Source organism: Chitinophaga chungangae, from assembly GCF_017742215.1.
In the GTDB taxonomy this organism is placed as follows: Bacteria; Bacteroidota; Bacteroidia; order Chitinophagales; family Chitinophagaceae; genus Chitinophaga; species Chitinophaga chungangae.
The window spans coordinates 138,951-164,354 of the sequence record NZ_JAGHKP010000002.1 but is presented as its reverse complement, the minus strand read 5'-3'; the positions used below and the strand labels follow the sequence as shown (position 1 = coordinate 164,354).

The window sequence follows — 25,404 nt, the reverse complement described above, 5'->3', positions numbered from 1 at the left end:
TAATCTGTTGTTCCTTATAATTTAACCGCCAGTGTTCCGCCATCTTTCACCGAATATTTTTTTACGGCACCATTCTCTTTTTTCACCACAACGTCCAGTTTGCCTTTGGCGCCCCTCGTTACTTCAAGATCGAACACCTGACCGAAAGCGCTGATGCTGCGCAACGCCATGTTGTTCCAGTCTTTGGGCAGGCGCGGCGTGCAGTCGAACGAAGTGAAGCCGGTGGGCCTCATGCCGAAAAGGCCTTCCGTGTAAATGCGGCAATACAGCCCGCTTTCGGCGGACAAATGCCGCTGGTTGCCTTCAGGATATGCTTCCACGGGATAAGGTACATGTTCGCCCAGCAGCCTGCGGCGCGAATAATAACGGATGAAGTCCATCGCTTTTTCCGTTTCGCCGGATTGCAGCACGCCGCGCAGGGCATATAGCGTGGAACGGTCCCAGAATGTGCCTTTGCCCGCTTCGGTGGCAAGTCCGTCCGCCGTCCATAAACGCGGGGAGAAGAGCGCCGCTATGGTTCCTTCTTTCCGGTCCATGATGCCGACGGTGAGCGGCAGGCAGATCCAGGCGCGGAGTTTTTCCAGCCCTTCGTGATAACGGTACGTTTCAAATCCTTCCACGTTCGCGCCGAAATATTTTTCGATGTTCGCGCGCAAAGCGGCCGCCTGCTTCACGTAACCCGCGGTTTGCGCGGACGGTTTGCCCAGCTGTTGGCCCAGCATGGCGGCGGACCGTAGCGCGTCGTAATAAAGAATGTTGGTGGAAAGATTGGCCTTGCCCGCGGAAAAACGGTTTTCCAGCTCATCGCTGTCCGAATTCACCACGCCCCGGTCGTTGAGTTTGCGGCGGCTGTATTCCAGGCACCATTCGATCAGCGGCCACAGCACTTTTGCGGAATCCGCATTGCCGAACGTCAGCGCATATCGCGATGCGCCGTAAGCGATCATGGCCTGGTCGCCGCGGTCTTTCGCGCCGTGCCATGTGGCGTCGCCTTCCGCTACGATGGAGCTGGGAATAGGCTTGTAGTTATCGTTCATGAATCGCGCGAAATGCCGGTAAGCGTTCATCGCGGAGAGATTGCCGGTGCGGTCGCCGAGGAAAGCGAAAAACGGGTTGATGTATTCGGCCTGGTCGTTCGCCCAGATGGCCGCGTAGTATGCCAGTCCGCCGGGTCCGTGCATGTAGCCGCCTTTTGTTTTGAAAATGCTTTCCGTTGCGCGCAGTTTGGCGAATGCGAATGCGGTGTTCAGGATTTGGTCGGGCGTTTCCAGCCGCAATTTTTCTTTAATGCCCGCAACCCGCTGTGCGCGGGCGTTTTCTTCCGCTTGCGGATCGATAGGCGGAAGATTGCCGGGCGTGTCTGTTGCAAGATAAAACACGCTGAAGCTGGCGGTTTGCCCCGGCGCCAGGGTCTGGCTGCCGTCGTTCACCGAACCCGTGATGATCGAATGCTGCGCCGTTTTACTGCGTTTCGCATCGGTCCTGGTTTCTTTACGCAGGTATTCCATGCTCACGGTCACCGGTTGGTCCGTAACGTTTTTGAACGTGAAGGTTTCCAGCGCCATGGGTTTGTCCACAGAAGGGTATAGGCTCCGCCCGATGTTTACCAGCGCGGGCGTGCCCGCCTGCGCGCCGATGCGCATGATGCCGGACTGCCCATAATTTTTTACGTTGTACGAAAGCTCTCCGTTTCGCCCCGGCCCGTTTTTGATCAGCTCCATGTTCACCAGGCGGTTGTTCACATAAAATTTGGGAAGATCGGCGTCCGTGAAAGACGAACTGATGTGCGAGCGCGTAGCGTCGGGCAGCATGCGGAAAGTGGGGAACACGACGGTGCGGAAAACATCGGAACGGCCGCTGCTGTCCAGCCCGTAACGCACCCAGAGCGACACTTTTTCGCCGCTCATTTCAATATGATCGGTATGCGGCAGCCGGCCGTTCACATCCCAGCGGATGCTGCCGTCTGGCTGGATCGTCCAGCGGTCCTGCTGGACAGGTAAAACGGTTTGTGCAAAAGTAAAAGTCGCAAAGAGAAGAAAAGCGGCGGAAAAAAAGGCGTGCTTTGCAGACAGCAATTTCATGCGTGTGTTTTTATTTTCGTTTAAATAAAATGAACTGCTGCTGACGTGGAAAATGACTATATTTCGACCGTTTCAGGTCTGTGGCTACGGACAATATAGAAATAATCAACAAGAAATCCATGTTATGAACAATTTTGCGAAAAAAGCCTTCGTGCCGGCTATCATGCTCAGCGCCGCGGCTTTCACTTTTTTTGCGCCCAAACCGAAGGAATGGGAAAGCAAATTCATTAAATTAAAAGGAGAAAAACTGGAGTACGTTCCCGACGAAAAAGGGAATGTTATCCCGGACTTCAGTATGGTGGGGTATCGTTACGGAGGGAACAAACTCCCGGTGCTCCCGGTTGTAAAAGAAGTGAATCCCACCGGAACGGACAACGACCAGACCGTCATCCAGCAGGCGATAGACGAAGTGTCGAAACGAACGCCGGATAAGAACGGGTTCCGCGGTGCGATACTGCTTCGTAAAGGCGATTACAAGATTCCCGATCACATCAACATCAACGCCGGCGGCATTGTGCTTCGCGGCGAAGAAGGAACGAAACTGATCGCTACGGCGAACAGGCAGGTCTCGCTCATACGGGTTTCCGGGCAGGGAGAGATCAAAGAAGTACCCGGCACGCGAACCGACATTATCGATGCGTACGTTCCGGTAGGAGCCTTTTCTTTCGAAGTGAAAAATGCTTCGCCGTTTAAAGCGGGGGATAAAGTGATCCTTTTCCGGCCCGGCACAGCGCAATGGATCACCGATATCAAAATGGACCAGATCGAGGCGCGGAGCGGCACGAAACAATGGCAGCCCTCCGCTTACGATCTCCGTTATGAAAGGACCGTCGTAAAAGTGGAAGGCAATAAAGTATTCCTCAACATCCCGGTGGTAATGGCAATGGAAACGAAATACGGCGGCGGGGCTTTGTACAAATACACTTTCGAAGGCCGGATTTCAGAATGCGGCATCGAAAATCTTACCTGCGAATCGGTTTTTGAATCGGATACCGCCGAAAACCACGGCTGGGACGCGATTTCAATAGACAAGGCGGAACATTGCTGGGTGAAACAGGTAACAGCGCGGTATTTCGGTTACAGCTGCGTAAACCTCCGGCGCGGCGCGAAAAATGTGACGGTTACCGGCAGCAACTGCTTCGATCATAAATCGATCATCACCGGCAGCCGCCGTTATTCTTTCAACAACGACGGCCAGCTCAACCTGTTCGTGGACTGCCACGCTACAGACGGCCGCCACGACTTCGTTACCGGCGCCATCACCTGCGGCCCGAACGTGTTCGTGAACTGCACCGCCAAACGCACGCATGCAGACATCGGCCCGCATCACCGCTGGGCCAGCGGCACGTTGTACGACAACATCGTGACCGACGGCGAGATCAACGTGCAGGACCGCGGCAACTGGGGGAGCGGCCATGGCTGGGCAGGCGTTACACAGGTGATCTGGAACTGCACCGTGAAATCCGCCGCCATCCAGAACCCCTGGGCTTCCGGCAACAACTACGCGATCGGCCTCAAAGGCGAAAAAGTACAAGGCCGGCTGAAAGGCAGGCCGGACGGCATATGGGAAGGCCAGAACCAGGACGGGCTGATGCCGCGGTCGTTGTATTTTGCACAGCTGAAGCAACGGCAGGCGAAGAAAAAATAAGGAAATGAGAAAATAATGGAAGGGCCGTCTCTGCACAGGGGCGGCCTTTCCGCTTATCCAGATTAACAACCGTGGATGCCCCCGAATCGTTATATTTAAACCTATGCGAGCCTACCGGGGAATTATCATTCGTTTCAGCGCAACGTTGGCTGTATTGCTGGCGGCTGTTTCCATTTCTGCAGCGCAAACCTTTTCTGCAAACTTTAAGCCTTTTAGAGAAAAGCCCCGTCATTACATTTGTTTTGAAACAAAATATGTTTTAACGATCGATGGAAGACCGGATGAAGCCGCCTGGCGGAACGCGCCATGGTCGGAAGATTTTATGGACATCGAAGGTGAAAACAAACCTGCGCCGCTGCACCGCACGCGCGTAAAAATGTTGTGGGACGAACGGAATCTTTACATTCTCGCGGAGCTGGAAGAGCCGGACGTTTGGGGCAGGTTGCGCCAGCATGATACGATCATTTTCCAGGACAATGACTTCGAGGTATTCATCGACCCCGACGGCGACACGCACAATTATTTCGAGATCGAGATCAATGCGCTGAACACGGTGATGGACCTCTTCATGCTCAAACCTTACCGCAACGGCGCCGCCGCCATGCTCAACTGGGACACGAAGGGCCTGCGCACGGCCATCCACGTCAACGGCACGCTCAACAAACCCGGCGACAAAGACCGTTCCTGGACGGTGGAAATGGCCGTCCCCTTCAGCGCGCTCAGTTTTTACCGCGGCCGCTTCACACCGCAGGACGGCAGCCAGTGGCGCATCAATTTCTCCCGCGTGCAATGGCAAACCGAAGTGAAGGAAAACCAATACGTCAAAATACCGCGAACGCCGGAATACAACTGGGTCTGGTCGCCGCAGGGCATCATCAACATGCACGCGCCGGAAAGGTGGGGATATTTGCAGTTCAGCACATCGCCATCAGGGCCTGTTACTTTCAATGAGCCCGCTACCTTAGCCGCACGTAACGCGCTTTGGGAAGTGTATTACCGCCAGCAGCAATACCGCCGCGAGCACAGGCAATACGCGAAAGACCTGGGGGCACTGGATTTGATGGAGCTTCCCCTCACGCCCGTTATCGAAGCCACCAGCACGCAGTTCACCGCCGTTGTGAAACACGCGGGTTATGAAACGATCATCAACCACGAAGGAAAAATCACGTCCCGTCATGAATAAAAGAAACTTCATCAAATCCCTCGGGCTGGGAAGCCTCGCCATGATAGAGCCCGGCATTGCGTCGAAAGCCGCCGGCGTGCTTAGGCCGGCCGCCAAAGTGCAGCACCGCGTCTGGATCAATCCCAATCATAAAGACACGGCTGCCGATCTGAAGCAGCGTTACGCTTCGTACAAAGAAGCGGGCATTGGCGTGATCTATTTCGAAGAAGACAGCGAGCTGCACTTCAAAGCCGCAAAAGACGCGGGAATTGCCGCCCATCGCTGGTTCTGGACGATGAACCGGCCGGATAAAAAATTGCTGGCGGAGCATCCCGAATTTTTTTCGGAGAACCGGAAAGGGGAAAGCTGCGCGGAGAAACCGCCGTATGTGGATTATTACCGCTTCGTGTGCCCGAACAAACCCGGCGTGGTGGATTACCTGAAAAACCAGGCCGAACAGATCCTTTCAAAAAGTTATGTGGACGGTCTTCACCTCGATTACATCCGCTTCGTGGACGTGATCTTGCCGGTGAATCTTTGGGCGAAATACGGCATCGATCAAAGCAGCGAATTGCCGGAATATGATTTTTGTTATTGCAAAACCTGCCGCGAAAAATACCGGCAGCAATACAGCACAGACCCGCTCACGATGGCGCATCCCGATCAAAGCCCGTCGTGGCGCAAGTTTCGATACGACAGCATCACGAACGTGGTGAGCAATATGGCGGGCGTGGCTCACAGTCATAAAAAACCGGTCACCGCCGCAGTGTTCCCCACGCCCGAGATCGCAAAAAGGATCGTGCGGCAGGATTGGGTGAACTGGCCGCTGGACGCTGTTTGTCCCATGATCTACCACGGGTTTTACAGCGAAGGCGTTAAGTGGATCGGCGACGCGGTGGCGGAAGGCGTACAGGCGCTGAAGGGCAAATTCCCGCTGTATGCGGGCCTTTTCCTGCCCGATTTCAAAGGCAACGAAGCCGATATCCGCGAAGGCATCCGGCTGGCCATTACAAACGGCGCGGCGGGCGTTTCCATCTTCGGGGCTTTGTCTCCGGAACTGCTGGCCATATTGCGCGAATCGGCCGTTTAACTGCTGACATAAGGCTGTCAGGCCGCTGTTTTACTTTTGTTCAAAACAGGCGAAACATGGAAATATTCAAAGGCGTTCCCGCATTTTACGCCAGGTCCGTAAAGGAATGGCGCAACTGGCTCAGCAAAAACGGCGAAAAAGAAACCGCCGTACACCTCGTCTTTTACCGGAAAGGCAGCGGAAAAAAAGGAGTGGGATATGAAGAAGCCGTTGAACAGGCGCTATGTTTCGGATGGATAGACGGGCAGGCCAACCGCCGCGACGAAGAATCTCGCTACATCCGGTTTTCGCCGCGCAAGGCCGCAGGCAGCTGGAGCAAATCCAACCGCGAGCGCGTGGTAAAAATGACGGAACAGGGCCAGATGACGAAACGCGGCCAGGACATGATCGACCTGGCAAAACAAACCGGCACCTGGAACGTACTGGCCGAAGCGGAAGATTATATATTGCCGCCCGATCTTAAAAAACGGTTGGCCAAAAACAAACCCGCAAAACAATATTTCGAAGCGTTCCCGCCTTCCACCAAACGGCTGATCTTTTCATGGATCGCGCTGGCCAAACGCCCGGAAACAAGGCTGAAGCGGATCGAAGAAACGGTGGAAAAGGCGGCGAAGAACATCCGCGCAAAATAAAAAAGGGCTGCTCTTTCGAACAACCCCTTCGTTATCAGGGAAGGAAAAAAATTATTCCGAGCGCAAACTTTTCACAGGGTTCATGGTGGCCGCCCGGATGCTTTGCAAGCTCACCGTGAGCAGCGTAATGCCCAGCGCGCCAATGCAGGTTGCCGCAACCACCCAGCCGGAAATTTCAGTGTGATAGTCGTACCGCAGCAGCCAGTTCCGCATGAAAAAATACCCCGCCGGCACGGCGATCACCAGCGCGATAGCCACCAGTATCACAAAATCTTTCGACATCAGCCGCCACAAAGCGAACACCGAAGCGCCCAGTACCTTGCGCACGCCGATCTCTTTCACTCTTTGCTCCGCCATAAAAGACGCCATGCCGAACAGGCCGAGGCAGCTGATAAAGATCGCGAGCACCGCAAAAAAGCCCGCCAGCTTGCCGATACGTTGTTCGTTGTCGAACTTGGCGGCGTAAATATCATCTACGAATTTGTATTCGAAAGGAGCGTTCGGGTTATATTTTTTGAACACCGCTTCGATCTTCGCCAGCGATTCGCCCACCGGTTTGGCCGGGTTCAGCCGTGCATTGATCACGGAGCCGTTGCCGGGGTTGAATGTGAAGATCGTGCGGAATACGGGTTGGTAGGGCGATTGCATCACCATATCTTTCACCACGCCGATCACGGTGTAGGAAAATTTACCGTCTTTCCCGATCACCGTACCGACAGGATCTTTCAGCCCCATGAATTTCACGGCGGTTTCGTTCAGTATCATCGCGCTGGAATCGGATGCGAAGTCGCGGGAAAAATCGCGGCCTGCCACCAGTTCCCATTTCACCGTTTTCCCGAAATCATATGAAACGTCTACCTGCGCAAAGTTTCCCTGCGCATCCGGCTGCATGCCCGGCCAGGTGAAACCGTTGTTGACCTCATTGATGCCTGCCGTCCCGCTGTTGGAAAGCGATGCGGAGGTAATGGCGCCCGCATCGGTCATGTCTTTACTGATCAGGTCGAATTTTGCAAGCTGGGTGAGCGTGGTAAGCGGGATGTGCAGCAGGCCCTGTTGATCGTACGCGATAGGCCTGTCCTGCGCATGGCGTATCTGCCGGAACACGACGATCGTGCCGATGATGAGCACTACCGAAATGGCGAATTGCAGCACCACCAGCACCTTTCTCGGCATCGCCGCAAAGCGGCCCGCGCGGAACGTGCCTTTCAGCACTTTCACCGGCTGGAACGAAGAAAGGTACAGGGCCGGGTAACTGCCCGCCAGCAAACCGGTGATAAACGTGAAACTGAGGCCCAGCGTCCAGAACACTGGATTGGTCAGCGGAAGGCTTACCTTTTTATCGGCCACTTCGTTGAACAGCGGCAATGCGACCTGTACTAACAATAACGACAATACGAAACCGATTCCGGCCAGCATCAATGATTCGCTGTAAAACTGCGCCACCAGCTGCCCGCGTACGGAACCGACCGCCTTACGGATGCCTACTTCCTTCGCGCGTTTTTCAGACCGCGCGGTGCTCAGGTTCATAAAATTAATACAGGCCAGCAACAGCACAAACACGCCGATAATGCCAAACAGCCATACGAACTGGATTCTCCCGCCCGTATTGACCCCGTCTTTCCAGTCGGCATAAAGATGCCATTTGCTCATCGGGTGCAGGAACACTTCGGGTTTCTGTACCCTTTCCGCCGGCCGTACGTTCCGCAGCCTGATGTCTTTTATTTTCGCGGAAACCGTTGCCAGGTCCGCATTGTCTGCCAGCTGCGCATAGGTCTGCGTGAAGTTGGAGCGCCAGGGATTTTCCAGTTCTTTGATCCAGGGAGAAGTATTGAGGTACAACTGCCAGGGCGCGATGAACTTAAGATCGCGGAAAGCGGAGTTGTAGGCCAGGTCTTCATACACGCCGGTCACCTTTACGTCCGACTGGTCGTCCAGCCGCACGATCTTGTCCATCGGGTCCGCATCGCCGAAGATGGCTTTGGCCGTGCTGGCGGAGAGGAGAATGGAATTGGCGTCCCGCAGGCCGTTGCGGGAGCCTTTGAGCATATTGAGGGTGATCATTTCGGGGAAGGCCTGCTCGAAGTGATTCCCCGTTTTGAGGAGAGATTTCCCGTTGTAAGCCAGTACGTGCTCGTACGTCCAGCCGGCCATCACCACATATTTGAAATCGCCGCCGTATTCTTCCCGGAGCTTTTCGCCCATCAAATAAGGCATGGCGTTCTGCGAATTTTTTTCGTTGTTGAAGGTCTGATGCTGCATGACCTGCACAATGCGATCGTAGTTTGCATGCTGTTTGCTGAATGTGACTTCATCCCATATCCACAAGCCGATCAGCAGCGCCACGGCCATGCCGGTAGACAAGCCCGCGATATTGATCAGCGAGAACATTTTGTTCTTCCGGAGGTTTCTCCAGGCGATCTTGAGGTAGTTCTTTATCATAGTTCCGAAGGCCGCCAGAACAATGCCAGAGTAACACATGCATTTGTAAGAGTAGTTTACAGGTTATTGTGATTTATAATATGTTCGGTTTTGGTACAATAGTTGTCCGATTCGAAACATGATGGATTGACCCACAGCCGAAAAACCCGGAACTGTTTACCGCCGAAAGGAAATGATTTCATCATGATCCCGTAACAATAAGGAAACATACTTTCAAGAAATTTCGCACATGAATTGGAAAGACTGGATGCAACAGCTTGATGAATCCTTATTCATCAGTATCCATAACGCCGGCGCGCACGAATTTCTCGACACGCTGATGTTGCTGATGCGCAATGCGCTTACATGGGTGCCTTTGTACGCTTTTGTGCTCATATACATTATCCGTTACCGGAAAAACAAAGCGCTGATATTTCTCGTTTGTACGCTGATCACCTTTGCCATTGCGGATTACGGCAGCGCCAGCATTCTGAAGCCGCTGTTCCAGCGGCTGCGGCCCTGTTTTAACGAAGACCTGCAGGCGCATTTGCGCAACCTGATCGAATGCGGCGGGCGTTACGGTTTCCCTTCTTCTCATGCTTCCAATCATTTCGCGCTCGCGGCCTTCTGGTTCCTGAGCCTGCGCTCCATCGGCATCCGCAAATGGTGGTGGGTATGGGTGTGGGCGTTATTGATAGGCTACGCGCAGGTTTACGTAGGCAAACATTACCCGCTGGACATCCTGGGCGGCGCCATCTACGGCTTCCTCGTGGGCTGGGCCGTGTCACGGCTTTTTATCTGGTGGAACCAGTCGGGCTTCCGGCTTATCAGGCCCAACCGTCAGCTGGATGCCTTAACTTAGAGACATGATGAAAACCTATCCCGCAACGGCCATGTTCCGGTGGTGCGTCGGCATTATCATACTTTCCCTTATTCCAGGTCTTTTTACCACGCTCATGGAGCCTGATGCCGCATTGTACGCGGGTATCGCCAAACAGATCGTGTGGCGCAACGATTGGGTGAACCTTTTTGCCGATGGTAAAGACTGGCTGGACAAACCGCATTTTCCTTTCTGGGCCGGCGCCCTTAGTTTCAAAATATTTGGCGTCAACACGTTTGCCTACAAGCTGCCCGCGTTCCTTTGCTGGTTGCTGGGGGCGAGGTTTACGTATCTTTTTGCCCGTCATTTTTATGGGGAAGGAACGGCGCAGATCGCGGCGCTTGTGTATCTCACCGCGCTGCACGCCATCATCAGCAGCAACGATGTGCGGGCGGAACCTTATCTCACCTGTTTTTTGATCGCGGCATCGTGGTACCTGGCGAAAGCGATGGGCAATGTCTGGAATATTGTGCCGGCGGCCTTTTTCACGGGGCTGGCCATGATGACGAAAGGTCCGTTCGTGCTGATCCCTATCGGCAGCGGCATGCTGCTGCACTGGGCGATGCGGAAAGACTGGAAGCAGCTGGTACAATGGCGCTGGTATGCGTATCTCGTACTGAGCGCGGTGTTTGTGCTGCCGGAGATCTGGTGCCTGTATCTTCAATTCGACGCGCGGCCGGATAAAACGATATTCGACCGGCAGGGCGTTTCAGGCATCCGGTTTTTCCTGTGGGACAGCCAGTTCGGCCGTTTCTTCAACACCGGGCCCATCAAAGGCAAAGGCGACCTGTTTTTCTTTTTGCATACTTTGCTTTGGGCATTCCTGCCATGGAGCCTGCTGTTATACGCCGCGATTTTTCAGCGCTTCCGCAGGTTGCGCGCCGGCGTGGAATGGATCACATTGGGCGCGGGCATTTTCACGCTGTTGGTGTTTTCGTTGTCGCGTTTCCAGCTGCCGCATTACCTGAACATCCTGTTCCCTTATTTCAGCGTATTGCTGGCCGCTTGGCTGTTTGAACTGGCGGGGACGAAAAAGATATTCATCACGCAACGCGTTATCAGCCTGATCGTGGTGATCCTGCTGGCGGTTATTACGGTGCTGTTCAGGCCGCCGTTCTGGTGGGTTTACATGGTGATCAGCGCCATCGCGGTGGTGGTTTGGAGCAGGTTGAAGAAGCGGGAAGACGTGGTGCGGGTGAGTGTGCTGGCGGGCGTTTGCGCGGGTATTTTCCTGAACGTGTTTTTTTATCCCGCACTGGTCACGTACCAGGGCGGTTCCACCACGGCCGGATGGAAAAACAAAAAGTTCCCCGGCGAAAAAGTGAATTTTTACAGGATCAATTCCTATTCTTTCGAATTCTACAGCGATGCGCCCGTGCAGCGGGTTGACAGCGCTTCGGGCCTGGTGTATACCGGCCGTGAAGGCCTGGCTTCGCTGGAAGAAAATAATGTTCCTTATAAAACCGAAGCGGTATTCCCCAACTACCGCGTTACCCGGCTGGATGGGAAATTCGTGAACCGCGCCACGCGCGCCCGCGAGCTGGACAGTGTATGGGTGCTGCGTATCAGGGATTAGTTTTTGTTTTTTTGCTGCTGAGCCAGATGCCAGCCAGCACCAGGATGCCGCCGGCAAGCTGCAGCGCGGTCAATTTTTCTTTCAGGAAGATAAAGGCGATCAGCGCCCCGATCACCGGGTTCAGGTTGAGGAAGTTGCCCACCTGCGCGGCCGGCAGATTTTCCAGCGCCCTGTTGTATAACGAATACGCTACGGCCGAAGCAAATACGCCGAGATAAACCATCCCCGCCCAGGCCTTCCACGAAATGTCCGGCATGCCCTGCGTGATGATCTCGTAAGCCGGCAGCGGCAGCGATAATGCGGTGCCGATAAAAGTGCTCACGGTGGTTACCAGCACCGTGTCGTATTCCTTCACACTCCGCGACAGCAGCGTATATGCGCTCCACAACAACACGGCCCCCACGATCAGGGAGCTGCCCAGCAATGCGTTCGCCGATTTGTCAGACGCACCGATGAACCCCACGAGTATCACGCCGGCCACGGAAAGCACGATGCCCGCAATGGTGCGTTTGGCCAAATGTTCTTTGAGGATAAAAGCAGCGGGAATAGCGATGGCCACCGGCACCAGCCCTTCGATCAGCGCGCCGCTGGAGGCAGATACGTATTTCATGCCGGTGTTGAACACAAAATAATAGAAGGTAGTGCCCGCAAGCCCCATCAATACAAGTTTTCCATACGGCAGCGGTTGCGTGGCCTTCCGCCGTCGTGCCAGGTAAAAAGGCAGCAAAGCCGCGCAGCCGATCAGGTTGCGGATGCCGGCGAATATGAAAGGAGGAACTTCCGATACCACGGTTTTGGTAACGGTAAAAGAACTGCCCCAGATGAGCATGACAAATATAATGCTGATGAGCCCTTTGGTGTGCTCATTAATATGGAGTTTCGGCATACGGGTCGACCGGTTGAATGGTATTGTTAAAGATAAGAAAGCCCGGCCGAACCCGGTTGCATCAATCTTTTTTATCCCTGATCTGGGACGGTTTCAGGAAGATCTTTTTCCCTTTTTCATCCACGTAGTATTTCCGGTCGTTTTTGTCGATGTACACCGGCGACCCGTCTGGCGCTTCTTTTCCCTTATACACTTTATCTTTGACGGTAGCAACGCCTTTCACCGCAGTAGACGCGGCTTTGTTGCCAACCTTCTTCGCCGTCGTGTCTATCTTTTTGCCTACTTTTTTCGCGGTGGTGTCGATTTTGTTTTGCGCCTTGACATCCACACTGCCCAGCAGTATGGTCATGCCCGTGGCAGCTGCGATGAGTGAAATGCTGAACTTGTTCATGACTTTTTTTGAAATGGAAAATCCAAAAATGGTGCCACTGCCAATGTTGTTTACGAAACGGCAGGCTCGGGGCGTAACACGGGCTGCGGCTGCCTTGCCAGCGAATACCGGTTAAACGCGATAAAAAGAACAATAACGGCCAATACCATGGTTATATTGGCGGCGCCCAGCAACGCCTGGCTTTTTACCGCGAGCAGGTTTGCGAGGCCATAGCTGAACATGGAGCTGACCACGTACATCACGCCGCCGGTAAGACCGCTGGCCGTGGCCGCGTTCTTCGAAAAACGGCTCAGGCAATAACCGTAGATAATATTAAAAATAAAACCGCCGGCAATGTGGATGCCCATGGTAAAACCCACCAGCGTATAAATGTTGCTGCTGAAAGTCGATGTAAGCGTCATCAGCAGGGAAAGACTGAGCTGTATGGTAAGCGCCGCGGTCACTTTCCGCGCCAGCGGCAATTTGATCAGCGATTTTGCGATAATGCCGCCCGTCATCACAGAAATGCCCGCCAGCAAAGAACTGTACCCGGATACCACCGGCGAATGGCCGAACACGCGCTGGATAATGAATGGGCTTGACAAGCTGTAGATCACCACCTGCCCGAAACAGATGCCGATAATGATCACGCCCAGTGTGAAATCCGCCGTTCTGAGCATGTTGCCGTACACCTGCGTGATGGCTTTTGTTTTGAAAGGATGGGGATGTTTCAGTGATTCGCCGCTGTAGATCAGTTCCAGTACCATAAACATCAGCGAGAAAAAACCGAGAAAATAGAAATTCGAGCGCCAGCCGAACAGGCTTTGCAGGTATCCGCCAAGAAACGGCGCCATAATGGGTGCGCAGGCCCAGATAATGGAAAACAGGCTGATATAGTGTTTCAGTTTTTCACCCGAAAACAGGTCCACGAAATACGCGCGTTTCCCCACCACCACCAGCGAAATCATCAACCCCTGGATCACGCGCATGATGTAAATAACATGTATATCCGGTACCAGCGCGATCACGAAGCTGGTGAGCGAAAACACGGCGAGCGCGGCAACGCCGATCCTGTAACGGCCGAAGCTGTCCAGTATGCTGCCGATGAACGCCTGGCTGACGCCCAGGCTGAACATAAACAATACCAGCGACAGCTGCGCTTCCGCGGCGGAGATCTGCAGGTCACGGGCCATGGCCGGTAGAGAAGGCAGGTAGATATCCGTGGCGAACCCCGATAGCGGTATCAGCGCGAAAGCCAGTGTCGTGCTGAAGCCCTGGTGGTTTTCTTTTAAAATTCTCATTACAGTGTGTGTTTAAATAGACCGATCGGTCTATTAATAAGCAAATTTTTTTTACAGCAGGTATGTTTCAAATTCTTTTTTCAGATCTTCCAGTACGATGTTGGTTGCGTCCATGTTTCCCGTCACCTTCCTGCACAGCACGGCCCCTTCGATCATCGCGAAAGCTTTGATGCCGAAACGTTTAGCGTCGAAAGAAGGGGACAATTCTCCTTTGGCGATGCCGTTTGTAACGATACGCGAAATACGTTTTTGCGCGGAGAGTATCGCTTTTCTCACGCGTTCTTTTATTTCAGGGTTGGTATCGTCTGCTTCCATGCCGAAGTTGAGCAGGGGGCAGCCGCCTTCGTTACGCGGGACTCTATAGGTATCCAGCAGGTTGAAAAATTTTTCTTTTGCCGTTTTTCCAGCCGTCACAGGCGCGTCCAGCCGGTCGGCGAGTTTACCGGCGAGATAGTTGAATGCTTCGAGGCAGATCTCCTCCTTGCTTTCGAAATTCCCGTAAATGCCGCCTTTTGCCAGTTTGGTGGCCTCCATGATGTCGCTCATGGAAGTGCCGGCCATGGTCTTTTTGTTCATGAGCACGGCCGATTGTTCGATAATGAACTGCCTGGTACGTTCCGCTTTTGTCATGTTCAAATGAATTTTCAAAAGCAAAATTAGACCGTTCGGTCTTATTTGCCAAAAAAAGTTTAACTGGAACCGGGGATGGGGCTTTATTTCATGAAATGCCGTACCACCTTGTTTTTCCCGATCACAAAAGCGGCATTGAAGAGAAAGGGCATACGGGCCATGGTTTTGAGGATCTTTGTTTTTTTCCGCATATCGGCTCCCGCGGCGCGGAACAGTTGCTGTTCATAGGTTTTTACGAAGGCCACGCTGAAATCGCCGGAGGCGAAACAACGGAGGGCCTGCTCAGCCGCCAGTTTGCCGCTCAGCACGGCGTTGCCGATGCCGTCTCCGCTCACGGGGTCTATCAGCGAAGCAGCGTCTCCCGCCAGCAAAAAATGGTCGCCGCTCATGGGCACCCAACGCGAGCCCATCGGGAGACCGCATCCCTGCAGTGTTTCCAGCGGCGTGGCGTTCCGGAATTTATGTTTCAGCACGTCGGAGCGCTCGATAAAATCGTAAAACGCCTGTTTGACGTTGATCCTGTTTTTTACCACTTCGTCGGACAAAATGCCCATGCCTGCGTTCACCGTTCCGTCTTTCAGCGGGAACACCCAGAAATAGCCCGGCAGGTATTTCCGGTCGAAATACACTTCGGTGCAAGACGCGTCCATATCCGAAACGCCGGAATAATATGCCCTCACGCCCGCCACATGATGTTTGCGGTCGATCTGCCGGTCCGTCAGTTTTTTGGCGGTGATGCCGTTCACCCCGTCGGCGCCGATCAGCAGCGTGCAGGTGAAACGGCGCCCGTTTTTGGTGGTGATGGCATAACCGCTGCCGTTGCGGGAAATATCCTGCACGGCGGTGTTTTCGAACGTTTGTATCGCATCCAGCTGTTTGACGCGGGAAAAAAGGAAGTCGTCGAAATGCTGGCGGGCGGCGGTATAGGCTTCAAGGCTCCAGGAAAAATCGAGCACTTTGTTGTTGTAATAACAAAGCGTTCGCCGGGTAACCAGTTTTTCGCCGAAAGCAGCCAGGCTGGCGGCAAACGACGGATCGATCTCGTTGAGGAATTTGATGGCGCGTCCGGGGATCGCGTCTCCGCAAACCTTGTCGCGGGGAAAAACATGTTTATCGATAATGGCGATGCGGAGGCCGGAATTTCTCAAAGCCAAGGCACTAGCGCTGCCCGCGGGGCCTGCGCCGATGATGATCACGTCGAAATGTACAGGTAAGGGGGTGGAATCCATCCGGCGGTTGATTGAGGCGTTAAATATATACATTTTCCAGGAGGATGCGATAGTTGGCAATATCGGGAAAAGAATATATCTTTGTAACTAAGATACTTTTATACTAAGATAAACATCATGGCTCATTCAACGGAACAGGCGGAACAGTTCAGGGCCGCCAGCAGGCGATATTCCGACGCTTCCGTCCTGATGCATGAGGCGATTGCGAGAAAGGCCGGGCTTTCGGGGACGGACCATAAACACCTGGGGCTGATCATGCAGCATGGCGAACTGACGGCGGGCGACCTGGCCCGGCTCACCGGTCTCACTACCGGCGCGGTAACCGGGCTGATCGACCGGCTCGAGCAGAAAAAACTGGTGAAGCGGCAATACGTGGAAAACGATCGCCGCAAGGTGATCATCGTGCCGGAAACGAAAAACGCGCTGAAGCTGCTGAGCCCTTTATTTACAAGCCTCTCTGCAAAAACGGCGGAGCTGATGGAAACTTTTTCAGCCAAAGAGCTGGCCGCGATCCATCGCTACTTTACGGAAGCGGCGAAGGTGATGGCGGAGGTGACGGGCGAACTGAACGAAGATCAATAAAAACCTAACATATGCAATATTTGACACGCGCGGAAATATGGCTGGGCATTACGGTCCTGCTGTATTTCCTGATGAACGGGGCACAGGTGTTCGAAACCGCGGTGCTGGTGCCCAAATGGACAACGGCCCCGCCGGAGAATTTCGGTTTGCTGGCGGATAGGAACGGCGTGAGCTTAAAAGTTTTTTGGATCGTGATGCACTCGGTTCACGAAGTAGCTTTTATACTGGCCCTTATTTTCTGCTGGAAAGTGGCGCCCGTGAGGAACTGGATGCTGCTGTTGTTCGTGCTGCACATGGGCGTTCGCGTATGGACGCTGGCATTTTTCGCCCCCAATATCATCCGTTTCCAGGAGATGTATGAAACAAAACAATTTGCGGAGGGACTGGTTTCGAAAACGCAGTTGTGGCAAATGCTGAATTATGTGCGCGTCGCCATTTACATCGCGATCTCGGTAGGGCTGTTGCCTTTACTGGGAAAGCTTTTGGCGCTGAATGGCCATTGATCCCTTACTTCGCTTCGTCCAGGTAGATTTTTAAAGGGCGACCAATAAAGTAAATGAATACTTTTTAGTCGCCCCCAATAGAAGTTCAATCTACCTATTTCTTCGCAAACAACTCATCCAACTTCTTCTCCAATTCCCCATTCCCGCTCGAATCAAAGCCGATCGACTTCATAATAATTTTCCCATCCGGACCGATGAGATAAGTAGTAGGCACTGCATTGATCGCAAAACCGCTTTGGGAGATGTTCTGATCATCGAGGGACTGCAGCCAGGGAAGGTCTTGTTTTTTCAGTTCCTTCAGCCAGGCTTCTTTGTCTTTATCGATGGAAATGCTGTAGATCTCGAATTGATCGCCTTTATATTTTGCATACACTTCCTTCATGTGCGGGAAAGAGGCCTTGCAAGGACCGCACCAGCTGGCCCAAAAATCGATCAGCACATATTTGCCTTTCAGGCTGGCGAAGCTGATCTTTTTTTCTTCCGGCGTCGGCAATACGAAGTCTTTTACTTTGCTGCCAATGGTGGAATTTTTGAGGCCCTGGAGGTAGTCGCCGATATCCTTGCCTTGCGTTGTTGCTTTTTGTTTGCCGGACAACATCGCGTAAATGCTTTTTACGTCGTTTACGCTGATCCAGCTGCGGTTGGAGCGGAGCAGTACGGCGGAGGCGTAAAGATCGGGATGGGCTTTCACGAAGTTTTTCAGCAAGGTACCGGTGCCCGCTTTCATCAACGAATCGTAATCGCGACGGTATGCTTCGTCTTTGGTGGTACCGCCGGGGAATTTCTGCTTTAATATTTTATTGATGCTGTCGGAGAGGGGGCGGAGCTGTTTGCCGAATGCCTGGTGGCTCGCGGCGGAAGCATCGCCTTCCCAGGTGCCGGAGGCCAAACCTTTGGCGATGTCCACATCGCGGAGGTAAAGGTGGCCGGGCTGGCCGATGACGGCGGGGAAGGGGCTGACGCCGCCTTTCACTTTTGCGTCGTATTCCGTATACAGCAGGGGCACGGCTTCTTTCACATAAGGAAAGCTCAAGGAAAATTTGCCGTTGGCGATCACCGCAGAATCGCGGTTTATGTTCTGGCCGTAGAGATACACTTTGTTATATCCTTTCGTATCACCGTTCACGTTACCTTCAATGGTAACCGTTTCCTGGGCGAATCCTGCTGTTGCCGCGAAGAGAGGCAACAGCAGGGACAAAATTTGTTTTGACATATGACGGTATTGTTAGTTCAAGTTATTGAAAAGGCCTGGTATCAAGAGGGATATTCCAGGCGGGATTATATTTTAGCACCGTGTTGGGAATATTCAGAATAAAATCCTTTGAATCGATACGGCCGGTGAAGGTTTCGCCGCCTACGTGGTGTGTGATCGCCTGTTTGCTCCAGGGTTTGCCGGTTTCCAGCACGAACCGCTTCAGGTCCATGAAACGTTTGATGCCGCCTACGGGCAATTCGCGCCTTCTTTCATCCAGCACTGCCTGGATCACCTGGTCCTGCGTGCCTGCGGCCAGCTGGGGTGTGCCGGTTTTGTAACGGTATTGACGCAGTGTATTCAGGTCCGCAATGGCCAGGGTGAGCTGGTTGGTACGGGCGTAGCCTTCGGCGCGCATCAGCAGCAGTTCGGGATAGGTGAAACCGTCTGTGGGGCGCATTTTGTTGTAGCGGTAGTTGCTGATGCGGGTGCCGTCATCGTACCCACCGCCCAGCGTGGTTTTGTAGCCCGGCGCGCTAATGAAATAATATTTAAAACGGAGATCGTTGGTTTGATCAAATAAAGCGATCAGTTCGGCGGAAGGATAGGAGAGCTGCGTTGCCTGGCCGGCCAGCATGTCAATGCCGCGGTAGAGCAGCATTTCACGGTTATTCACGGTGTTCACGAAAAGGTCCTGCGGCGATGTGATAAGACTGGATACCAGGTTGGCGGGATTGGTCCAGTCGAAGAGATTGTAATCGTACAGCACTTTGGACGGATCGGCGCCGGCGGAGCTGGTCCAGGCGAGATTTGCATAATATACCACGCTGTCGTATTTCTGGGTGAACAGGTGATAATAAGCCATCATCGTTTGCCCTGCGGCTTTGCTGGTGCGGGAGGGCCAGCTGGCGCTGGGAGGAAGGTCCGGCAATGCGGCGTGCAGGTCGCCGGCAACGAGCTGCATTACCTGTTCAGACGTGGAGAGCTGGGGCATCGGCTCGCTCAGGTCGGGACTGGTCACGTAAGGGATGGTAGGCGTGCCGTTATTGCCGCCGGGTTTATAAACAGGACCGTACAACAGGTTGAGGCTGAAATAAGCCCAGCCCCTGGCTGCCCGTGCCTGCGCGATAGCGCTGGCGGCAAGGTCCTGGTCGGCGGCGCTTTTATTCGCGACGTTATTGATCCCTTTGATGACGTTGTTGAAATACATCATTTGGGAATAAACGCCCTGAGAGCCCGTTGCCCAGAAGTAATCATTGCTGTTGGGATCAGTATATGGCTGCCGGAAAATATGTGCGTAATAGCGGCCTATATTCGGGTTGTTGGCGATCACAAACCCCGCTTTTGCCTGGCCTTCGGTCACTTCCATGTTATCGCTGAGGTAGGAGATCAGGCTGCCGCGGTTATTGTCCTGGAAATAAAATTCCACCGTACCCGCATTGTCCAGCATGTGATCGAAATCCGATACCGTCGTGGGGATCAGGGTGCCTTTTGGTTTAACGTCGAGGTATTTGTGGCAGGATGTAAATATCATGCCGGCAAGGATGTATATGGAGAGATATCGTGCTTTCATGTGTCGTTCGGTTTAAAAGTTGATGGACAGGCCAAGGTAAAATTCCGGCCGCAGCGGCAGGGCCCTGCTGACTTCCCCGTCGTCGTTGATGGCCGTTTCCGGGTCGATGCGGTCCTCGTTGGCGGTGATCATGGCGAGGTTCCTTCCCTGGAAATATACTTTTACGTTATTGAAGCCGGTATTGCGCCAAACTTTGTCGTTGATGGTGTAGCCGAGTGTGAGGTCCCGCAGCTTTATGTAATTCCCGTTCTGGATCATGATATCGGAATAAGGGAAATACCATTCGGCGCTGTTGAACAAGGTGAGCGCGGGATAGATCGTATTCGCCTCATCTCCCGGTTTGCGCCATCTTTTCGCGACATTATTGTTGTTGAAGTTGTAGCCGTTGTAGGTGTCTCTCCTGAACACACTGCCCAATTGCGAAATGACCATAAAAGAAAGGTCGAAACGCTGGTAGCTGAAGGTGTTGGTCAGGTTGAGCACATAGGGCGGGCGGATGGTGCCGGAATACACGAGATCGTTTACGGTGATGGCGCCGCCTAATACATTTGTTTTATTATCCGCGGTGTAAAAAGTAGGGGTGCCGGTATTGTCCAGCGTTGCGAAACGATAGCTGAAGAGCGCATCCAGCGGATAGTCTTTCCTGAGCGAAGCGCCGCCTGTTGCTCCGTTCAGCGACGCGGCGGAATTGAGTGTGAGGGAGCTGGTGTAAACGTAGTTATAATTATAGTTCAGCACTTTGCTGCGGTTATAACTTCCGTTGAAATAAACATTCCAGGTAAATTTATTCGTCCTGATCACATCGGATTCAAGCGACAGTTCGATCCCTGTATTCCTGGCGGTGCCCGCATTTTTGGTAATGCTGAGGCGGCCATAAGTGGGATCGATGACATCGGGTGCGAAAAGGTCTTTACTGAGTTTGTTATAATAATCGACGGTGGCATTCAATCTTCCGTTGAAAAGGCTGATGTCCGTGCCGAAGTTCACGATTTGCGTGCGTTCCCAGCGGAGGTCGTTGTTGGGAGGTGATGACAGGCCGTAACCGATGCCGCCGGTAGTCGGGGAATACGGATTGGGCGTAACCAGGAGGTACGGGCCTTGTTTCAAGGAGATGTTGCCGTTCAGGCCGTAGGATGCGCGGAGGTTAAGCCTGTCGATCCACGATACCTGGAAGAATTTTTCATTCCCGAGTTTATAGGTACCGCCCACGGACCAGTTTGGTTTGTATCGGTATTTCGGGTTGGTGCCGAAGAAGTTGGTCTGATCTATACGGGCGCTACCACTGAGGATGAAGCGGTTGTCGTATTCGTAGGAGCCATTGGCATAGAGGGATACGAAGCGGTTATCACGCAGCGTGAAGCTCCCGTTATTGGCGATGAAAAGCCCGCCGCCGGGGAGCAGGTAATCGCTGTAGTTGATGAGATTATTGAAGGCGAGGTAGTCCATCTGTGAGAAGGTGCCTGCCTGCTCGTTGTAGCCGTACCGGGTGGGGTAGGTGTTATTGTCGAGCACATCTTTATTGATCTCCGAACCGGCGATCGCGGTGATGCGGTGCCTGGAATTGAAGGTCCTGTTGAAGTTGAGCTGTCCGCGGAAGGTGTAGGCTTCGTTGATATTCCGCGCTTCGTCCACGATGGAACCGTCGGGGATGTAGTGTTTGGTTTTGTCTTTGATGGAAGTGGTGAGATTGTACAATGCCCGTACGCGATAGGCATTCACATCGTAAATGGTGCGGCTCATAGAGCTGCCTTTTGTCCAGGAGCCGCCTACATCCGCGGTAAGCCCGTCGAGAATGTTCACGGTGATGTTTGCGCCGAGTCTTGCCTGGAAGTTCTGGCCTTTGACGGTTTCCAGCGCGAGGTCGTTCAGCGGGTTGTAGTTCATGGGTTTCAGCCCTCTTACACCGGCATATTGCCGGATGTCCGTACGGATGGCGGCTACGTCCTGCGGCTGTCCTGTAGTGGGGTCCACGACGTTGTAATACGGTCTTGACATCGTGGAGGATTCGTAAGAGGCGAACTCATCGGCGGACCTTGCGGGCGCGCTGCTGCTGCTGAAATTGATGTTGGAGAACAGGCGCACGGTCACGTTGTTCACCGGTTTCCAGTCATTTTTTATATCGAAGATCACCCGGTCGTCCCGGTTGCGGATCATGTTGTTCTGGTTGGCGATATATCGCACGGCGGCGTTCGTCGAAGATTTGTCGTTGCCGCCGGAGAAAGAAATGTTATGCTGTTGGGTGAATTTGGGCCTGAAAAGATATTGTTCAAGCTGATCCTGCCCGTTGTTTTGTTTCAGCTGCGCGATCTCCACGTCGAACTGTGCCTGCGATACCTGGCCGGCGTCTTTGGCCACCATCAGCTGGTAAACCCTTGAACGGGCGGCGGATATGTCGTAGCTGTTTTTGGCCTGGGTGGGGTTGAGGTTAAAAATTTCCATCTCCGCCTCCACGTAATCCGAAGCACCGGCTTTGTCCAGGTAAGAAAGGTCCGGCCGCAAAGTAACGCCGGTACTGCCTTTGTAACCGATCTGCACTTTTCCCTTTTTAGCGTTTTTGGTAGTGATCACCACTACGCCGTTAGAGGAGCGGGCGCCGTAAATGGAAGCGGCTACCGCGTCTTTTAATACGGTGATGGATTCCACGTTATCGATATTGACCGTTTCGAGGCCGCCGGAGATGGGGAATCCATCCACCACGATCAGCGGTTCCGCATTGGCCAGGAAAGTGGACCTGCCGCGGATCTCCAGCTTGCCTCCTTTGGTGACTACCACACCCGCGGCCTGTCCTTCCAGCGCGGTGAGCAGGCTTGGTTGCAGCTTGCTGTCCAGCCGTTTGGTTTGCACGGTGGAATAGGAACCGGTCATCCTTTCCCGGGAAATGCTCTGGTAACCGGTATGTACGGTCACATTTATTTCGTCTATGGTCGTAATGCTTTTTTTCAGGCGGATGGCGCCGAGTGCGGATTGCCCGTTCACCGGTATCTCCATCTTTTCCACGTTCACGCCGCTGAATATCAGCACGGCGTCCCCGGGCACATCTTTTAATTCGAATTCCCCGTTTTCATTGGTGAACGTGCCTTTGCCGGTGCCTTTCACCGTTACGGTAATGCGGTGCAGCGGGGCGCCCCGTTCGTCGGTCACGCGGCCGGTAACGGGCGGCTCGGGAACCGCTTCTTCTTTGGTTTTCATCTCCGGCATCCAGGGTATCCTGCGGGAAAGCACGATGGTGTTGCGGATGATCTTCCAGCTGAGGTCCTGGTCTTTCAGGACCTCTTCCAGCGCCTCTTGCAGCGTGGCTTCCCGGAGGCTTACGCTTACTCGCGCATCGGCCTTCAGGATATTTTTATCGTACCAGAACTGGTACCCGCTTTGCCGCTCGATCCTGGAGAACACCTTTTCCAGCGGCGTTTTCTTTTCCGATAAGCTGATCTGCTGGGAGTAGCCTTTGGCGCTTACCTGTAAGATGCCCGCCAGCATTATAAAAGCAAGCATCCTCATGATTCTGTAAATTTTTGGCAAGGTTGCATCATGTCTGCTGATGTTGGTTGATAATGGCATAGTGCCGGCCTTATTCCGGCAGGAAACTGCGAAAATCATTACTTTTGATTTTGGGTGATTAAATAAGTCTCTACAGGGACCGCCTTTAAAGCGCCCAACCACCGGGTTTCGCCGCGAACGAAATCCGGTTTTTTTATGGGCGTCTCATCGGTTGGTTTTTATTCTTTATTGTGTTACTACGATTTCTCTGTCTTCGATCCTGAAATGCACATCGCTGGCTTCGAGGATGGCGAGTACTTCCTGGAGTTTGTAGCTGCGGGAAATGTTTCCCACAAACAGCCTTTTTTTCACTGGGCCGGTATACCGGATCTCCACATCGTACCAGCGGCTCAACTGGCGCATCACCTGTTCCAGGTCCGCGCCGTTAAAAGAGAACCGGCCGTTTTTCCAGGCTACCACTGTTTCTACATCCGCAACCTCGGTGACACGGATCGCCGCTTCGTTTCCTGTCTGCGCCTGCTGGCCGGGACGCAGCATAGTTTTTTCTGTTCCTTTTTTTACGGAGATGGCGCCTTCCAGCAGCACCGTTTTGATGCTGCTTTCATCGTGATATGCGTTTACGTTAAAATGCGTTCCCAGCACTTCGATTTCAGACTGGCCCGCAACGTCCACCAGGAAAGGTTTTTGCGGATCTTTCGTCACTTCGAAATAGGCTTCCCCGGTTACTTCCACTTTCCTTTCTTTCCCGGTAAAAGCAGTGGGATATGTAATCGCGCTGGCGGCGTTTAACCATACGAGGGTGCCGTCCGGCAATTGGATACGGAACTGGCCGCCGCGGGGAGTGGTAAGGGTGTTGTAGCTGATGGTGAATTCATCTTCCCCGGCATCATATAACAACTGGCCGCCCTGTTGTTTTACGGCGGTGGCGCCTTGTTGGATGACCTGGTTGCCCGTGCTGTCCAAAGTGATGGTGGAGCCGTCGGCCAGGGTGAGGACCGCCTTGTTGCCGCCGGGTAGCACATCGGTCTTTTGAGCAACGGGAGGTTGGGGCTGTTGGCGGTTTGCCAGGAAGTAGGCCCCGACGCTCACTAACAGCAACACGGAAGCCGCGGCGGCCCACCACCATAGCAGGCGGGAAGGGACGCGATGGCCGTTCAGCCGTTGTCGTAAGGATTCGTATACCAGGCGTTTATCGATCTCCGTATCGCTGTTGTATAGCGGGTCCCGGGCATACAGGTCCTCAGGTATCGCATCGCTGTCCAGTTCGCCCTTCTGTACGGCATCGAACAAAGCGGCGGCTTCCTCAGCCGATAGGGAATCGTCCAGGTATTTCCTGAAAAGGGATCGTAGATGTTTCGCCATATACAACCATGACGGGTGGGATAACGATATGTTAACATAACGGCGGAAATTTTTTTAGGGAAGTATGGCCAGCAAGAGCAGCTTCATGGAGAGCCCGCTCCGCCCGGGGGTAACATTTTTGCGCAAAGAAGCGATCGCCCGGACAAGGTATATCCTCGAAGAAGCAGGAGTGATCTGCAAAACAGCGGCGATCTCTTTGTGATTTTTTCCTTCAAAATAGGCCAGCTCCACCACCTGCCGCAGCTGAGAAGGAAGCTGCCCGACGGCCTCGCGGAGCCATTCCTTTTTTTCTTTCGTTTCCAGGGCTTTCAGGATGTCCGTATCGTCGTGCGCGAAATAGCTGGTGAGGAAGGACTGGTTGTTTTCCCGGAACACCTTTGTTCGCAGAAAATCCGTGACCAAATTTTTCGTGATGGTATACAGGAACGCGTGAATATTAGTGATGCCGGGGAGCCGGTCGCGGTGCTGCCACAAGCGGAGAAAAACTTCCTGTGAAAGATCCTTGGACAGCTCGGGGGATTTGGTGAGCCGTAAAGTGGCGCTGTACACATGGCCCCATAGCCGGTCGAAGAGCTGGTTAAAGGCATTTTCATCACCTTCCGCGATGCGCGAAAGCAATTCTCTGTCTTCGTATGACCGGTTGACTGTCAAAGTATTCACCATTTATGCCCCGGATGCAAACTATAATAAAATTTGATAAAAATGCCGGAAATCCGCAATATTCCTGTAACATATTTACCCTAAAAAATAAAGGGCGACCAAAAAAGTAGATGAGTACTTTTTGGTCGCCC

The 25,404-nt window shown here is 53.4% G+C and carries 20 protein-coding genes; 8 read left to right on the top strand and 12 right to left on the bottom strand.

The window, feature by feature from the left end; genetic code table 11:
* Nucleotides 1-14 precede the first annotated feature (14 nt).
* The gene (locus tag J7I43_RS08730) at nucleotides 15-2,081 is read right to left on the bottom strand and encodes a glucosidase family protein (protein WP_209145290.1); all 2,067 of its coding nucleotides are present in this window, start codon (nucleotides 2,079-2,081) and stop codon (nucleotides 15-17) included.
* A gap of 124 nt (nucleotides 2,082-2,205) precedes the next feature.
* On the opposite strand from J7I43_RS08730, the gene J7I43_RS08725 reads away from it, so the two are divergent.
* The 4 genes from J7I43_RS08725 to J7I43_RS08710 all read left to right on the top strand — a co-directional run bounded on the left by J7I43_RS08725 (nucleotide 2,206) and on the right by J7I43_RS08710 (nucleotide 6,613).
* A complete protein-coding gene (locus tag J7I43_RS08725; RefSeq protein WP_209145289.1) occupies nucleotides 2,206-3,729 on the top strand; it encodes a hypothetical protein in 1,524 nt (507 codons plus the stop codon).
* 103 nt (nucleotides 3,730-3,832) lie between these two features.
* Nucleotides 3,833-4,912 carry a carbohydrate-binding family 9-like protein gene (locus J7I43_RS08720; protein WP_209145288.1) on the top strand — a complete coding sequence of 360 codons (1,080 nt, stop codon included), beginning with the start codon at nucleotides 3,833-3,835 and terminating at the stop codon, nucleotides 4,910-4,912.
* Nucleotides 4,905-5,981: a glycoside hydrolase family 10 protein gene (locus J7I43_RS08715; RefSeq protein ID WP_209145287.1), complete on the top strand. Its 1,077-nt coding sequence runs from the start codon at nucleotides 4,905-4,907 to the stop codon at nucleotides 5,979-5,981. The genes J7I43_RS08720 and J7I43_RS08715 overlap by 8 nt, the downstream gene beginning before the upstream one ends.
* Before the next feature lie 56 nt (nucleotides 5,982-6,037).
* A complete protein-coding gene (locus tag J7I43_RS08710; RefSeq protein WP_209145286.1) occupies nucleotides 6,038-6,613 on the top strand; it encodes a YdeI/OmpD-associated family protein in 576 nt (191 codons plus the stop codon).
* 51 nt (nucleotides 6,614-6,664) lie between these two features.
* Here J7I43_RS08710 and J7I43_RS08705 read toward each other — a convergent pair whose 3' ends face one another.
* Complete coding sequence (locus J7I43_RS08705) at nucleotides 6,665-9,052, bottom strand: ABC transporter permease (RefSeq protein WP_209145285.1); 2,388 nt, start codon at nucleotides 9,050-9,052, stop codon at nucleotides 6,665-6,667.
* Between the two features lie 229 nt (nucleotides 9,053-9,281).
* Here J7I43_RS08705 and J7I43_RS08700 point away from each other — a divergent pair, with 229 nt between their 5' ends.
* Both J7I43_RS08700 and J7I43_RS08695 read left to right on the top strand, forming a co-directional pair.
* Nucleotides 9,282-9,893, top strand: coding sequence for a phosphatase PAP2 family protein (locus J7I43_RS08700; protein WP_209145284.1), 612 nt, complete (start codon nucleotides 9,282-9,284; stop codon nucleotides 9,891-9,893).
* Nucleotides 9,894-9,897: 4 nt separating this feature from the next.
* On the top strand, nucleotides 9,898-11,487 hold the full coding sequence (locus J7I43_RS08695) for an ArnT family glycosyltransferase (protein ID WP_209145283.1): 1,590 nt from the start codon (nucleotides 9,898-9,900) through the stop codon (nucleotides 11,485-11,487).
* Here the strand turns inward: J7I43_RS08695 and J7I43_RS08690 are convergent.
* From J7I43_RS08690 to J7I43_RS08670, 5 genes are all read right to left on the bottom strand, one after another.
* A complete protein-coding gene (locus tag J7I43_RS08690) occupies nucleotides 11,477-12,373 on the bottom strand; it encodes a DMT family transporter (RefSeq protein ID WP_209145282.1) in 897 nt (298 codons plus the stop codon). The two genes, J7I43_RS08695 and J7I43_RS08690, sit on opposite strands and share 11 nt — an antisense overlap.
* A gap of 61 nt (nucleotides 12,374-12,434) precedes the next feature.
* Nucleotides 12,435-12,764: a hypothetical protein gene (locus J7I43_RS08685; RefSeq protein WP_209145281.1), complete on the bottom strand. Its 330-nt coding sequence runs from the start codon at nucleotides 12,762-12,764 to the stop codon at nucleotides 12,435-12,437.
* Between the two features lie 50 nt (nucleotides 12,765-12,814).
* On the bottom strand, nucleotides 12,815-14,044 hold the full coding sequence (locus J7I43_RS08680) for an MFS transporter (RefSeq protein ID WP_209145280.1): 1,230 nt from the start codon (nucleotides 14,042-14,044) through the stop codon (nucleotides 12,815-12,817).
* Between the two features lie 51 nt (nucleotides 14,045-14,095).
* On the bottom strand, nucleotides 14,096-14,674 hold the full coding sequence (locus tag J7I43_RS08675) for a TetR/AcrR family transcriptional regulator (protein WP_209145279.1): 579 nt from the start codon (nucleotides 14,672-14,674) through the stop codon (nucleotides 14,096-14,098).
* A gap of 83 nt (nucleotides 14,675-14,757) precedes the next feature.
* Nucleotides 14,758-15,903, bottom strand: coding sequence for an NAD(P)/FAD-dependent oxidoreductase (locus J7I43_RS08670; RefSeq protein WP_209145278.1), 1,146 nt, complete (start codon nucleotides 15,901-15,903; stop codon nucleotides 14,758-14,760).
* Nucleotides 15,904-16,020: 117 nt separating this feature from the next.
* Here J7I43_RS08670 and J7I43_RS08665 point away from each other — a divergent pair, with 117 nt between their 5' ends.
* Nucleotides 16,021-16,485, top strand: coding sequence for a MarR family winged helix-turn-helix transcriptional regulator (locus J7I43_RS08665; protein ID WP_209145277.1), 465 nt, complete (start codon nucleotides 16,021-16,023; stop codon nucleotides 16,483-16,485).
* Between the two features lie 11 nt (nucleotides 16,486-16,496).
* A complete protein-coding gene (locus tag J7I43_RS08660) occupies nucleotides 16,497-16,988 on the top strand; it encodes a hypothetical protein (RefSeq protein WP_209145276.1) in 492 nt (163 codons plus the stop codon).
* 94 nt (nucleotides 16,989-17,082) lie between these two features.
* Here the strand turns inward: J7I43_RS08660 and J7I43_RS08655 are convergent, their stop codons facing one another.
* The 5 genes from J7I43_RS08655 to J7I43_RS08635 all read right to left on the bottom strand — a co-directional run bounded on the left by J7I43_RS08655 (nucleotide 17,083) and on the right by J7I43_RS08635 (nucleotide 25,264).
* Complete coding sequence (locus J7I43_RS08655) at nucleotides 17,083-18,201, bottom strand: TlpA disulfide reductase family protein (protein WP_209145275.1); 1,119 nt, start codon at nucleotides 18,199-18,201, stop codon at nucleotides 17,083-17,085.
* 22 nt (nucleotides 18,202-18,223) lie between these two features.
* Nucleotides 18,224-19,753, bottom strand: coding sequence for a RagB/SusD family nutrient uptake outer membrane protein (locus J7I43_RS08650; RefSeq protein WP_209145274.1), 1,530 nt, complete (start codon nucleotides 19,751-19,753; stop codon nucleotides 18,224-18,226).
* A 12-nt stretch (nucleotides 19,754-19,765) separates the two neighbouring features.
* A complete protein-coding gene (locus tag J7I43_RS08645) occupies nucleotides 19,766-23,251 on the bottom strand; it encodes a SusC/RagA family TonB-linked outer membrane protein (protein WP_209145273.1) in 3,486 nt (1,161 codons plus the stop codon).
* A gap of 225 nt (nucleotides 23,252-23,476) precedes the next feature.
* Complete coding sequence (locus tag J7I43_RS08640; RefSeq protein WP_209145272.1) at nucleotides 23,477-24,613, bottom strand: FecR family protein; 1,137 nt, start codon at nucleotides 24,611-24,613, stop codon at nucleotides 23,477-23,479.
* Between the two features lie 54 nt (nucleotides 24,614-24,667).
* Entirely contained in the window at nucleotides 24,668-25,264 is a 597-nt protein-coding gene (locus tag J7I43_RS08635; protein ID WP_209145271.1) for an RNA polymerase sigma factor, read from the bottom strand.
* Between the last annotated feature and the right edge of the window lie 140 nt (nucleotides 25,265-25,404).

Coding starts and splice junctions, on each gene's coding strand:
- J7I43_RS08730 (WP_209145290.1), bottom strand. CDS start 2,081: ATGAAATTGCTGTCTGCAAAGCACGCCTTTTTTTCCGCCGCTTTTCTT.
- J7I43_RS08725 (WP_209145289.1), top strand. CDS start 2,206: ATGAACAATTTTGCGAAAAAAGCCTTCGTGCCGGCTATCATGCTCAGC.
- J7I43_RS08720 (WP_209145288.1), top strand. CDS start 3,833: ATGCGAGCCTACCGGGGAATTATCATTCGTTTCAGCGCAACGTTGGCT.
- J7I43_RS08715 (WP_209145287.1), top strand. CDS start 4,905: ATGAATAAAAGAAACTTCATCAAATCCCTCGGGCTGGGAAGCCTCGCC.
- J7I43_RS08710 (WP_209145286.1), top strand. CDS start 6,038: ATGGAAATATTCAAAGGCGTTCCCGCATTTTACGCCAGGTCCGTAAAG.
- J7I43_RS08705 (WP_209145285.1), bottom strand. CDS start 9,052: ATGATAAAGAACTACCTCAAGATCGCCTGGAGAAACCTCCGGAAGAAC.
- J7I43_RS08700 (WP_209145284.1), top strand. CDS start 9,282: ATGAATTGGAAAGACTGGATGCAACAGCTTGATGAATCCTTATTCATC.
- J7I43_RS08695 (WP_209145283.1), top strand. CDS start 9,898: ATGATGAAAACCTATCCCGCAACGGCCATGTTCCGGTGGTGCGTCGGC.
- J7I43_RS08690 (WP_209145282.1), bottom strand. CDS start 12,373: ATGCCGAAACTCCATATTAATGAGCACACCAAAGGGCTCATCAGCATT.
- J7I43_RS08685 (WP_209145281.1), bottom strand. CDS start 12,764: ATGAACAAGTTCAGCATTTCACTCATCGCAGCTGCCACGGGCATGACC.
- J7I43_RS08680 (WP_209145280.1), bottom strand. CDS start 14,044: ATGAGAATTTTAAAAGAAAACCACCAGGGCTTCAGCACGACACTGGCT.
- J7I43_RS08675 (WP_209145279.1), bottom strand. CDS start 14,674: ATGACAAAAGCGGAACGTACCAGGCAGTTCATTATCGAACAATCGGCC.
- J7I43_RS08670 (WP_209145278.1), bottom strand. CDS start 15,903: ATGGATTCCACCCCCTTACCTGTACATTTCGACGTGATCATCATCGGC.
- J7I43_RS08665 (WP_209145277.1), top strand. CDS start 16,021: ATGGCTCATTCAACGGAACAGGCGGAACAGTTCAGGGCCGCCAGCAGG.
- J7I43_RS08660 (WP_209145276.1), top strand. CDS start 16,497: ATGCAATATTTGACACGCGCGGAAATATGGCTGGGCATTACGGTCCTG.
- J7I43_RS08655 (WP_209145275.1), bottom strand. CDS start 18,201: ATGTCAAAACAAATTTTGTCCCTGCTGTTGCCTCTCTTCGCGGCAACA.
- J7I43_RS08650 (WP_209145274.1), bottom strand. CDS start 19,753: ATGAAAGCACGATATCTCTCCATATACATCCTTGCCGGCATGATATTT.
- J7I43_RS08645 (WP_209145273.1), bottom strand. CDS start 23,251: ATGAGGATGCTTGCTTTTATAATGCTGGCGGGCATCTTACAGGTAAGC.
- J7I43_RS08640 (WP_209145272.1), bottom strand. CDS start 24,613: ATGGCGAAACATCTACGATCCCTTTTCAGGAAATACCTGGACGATTCC.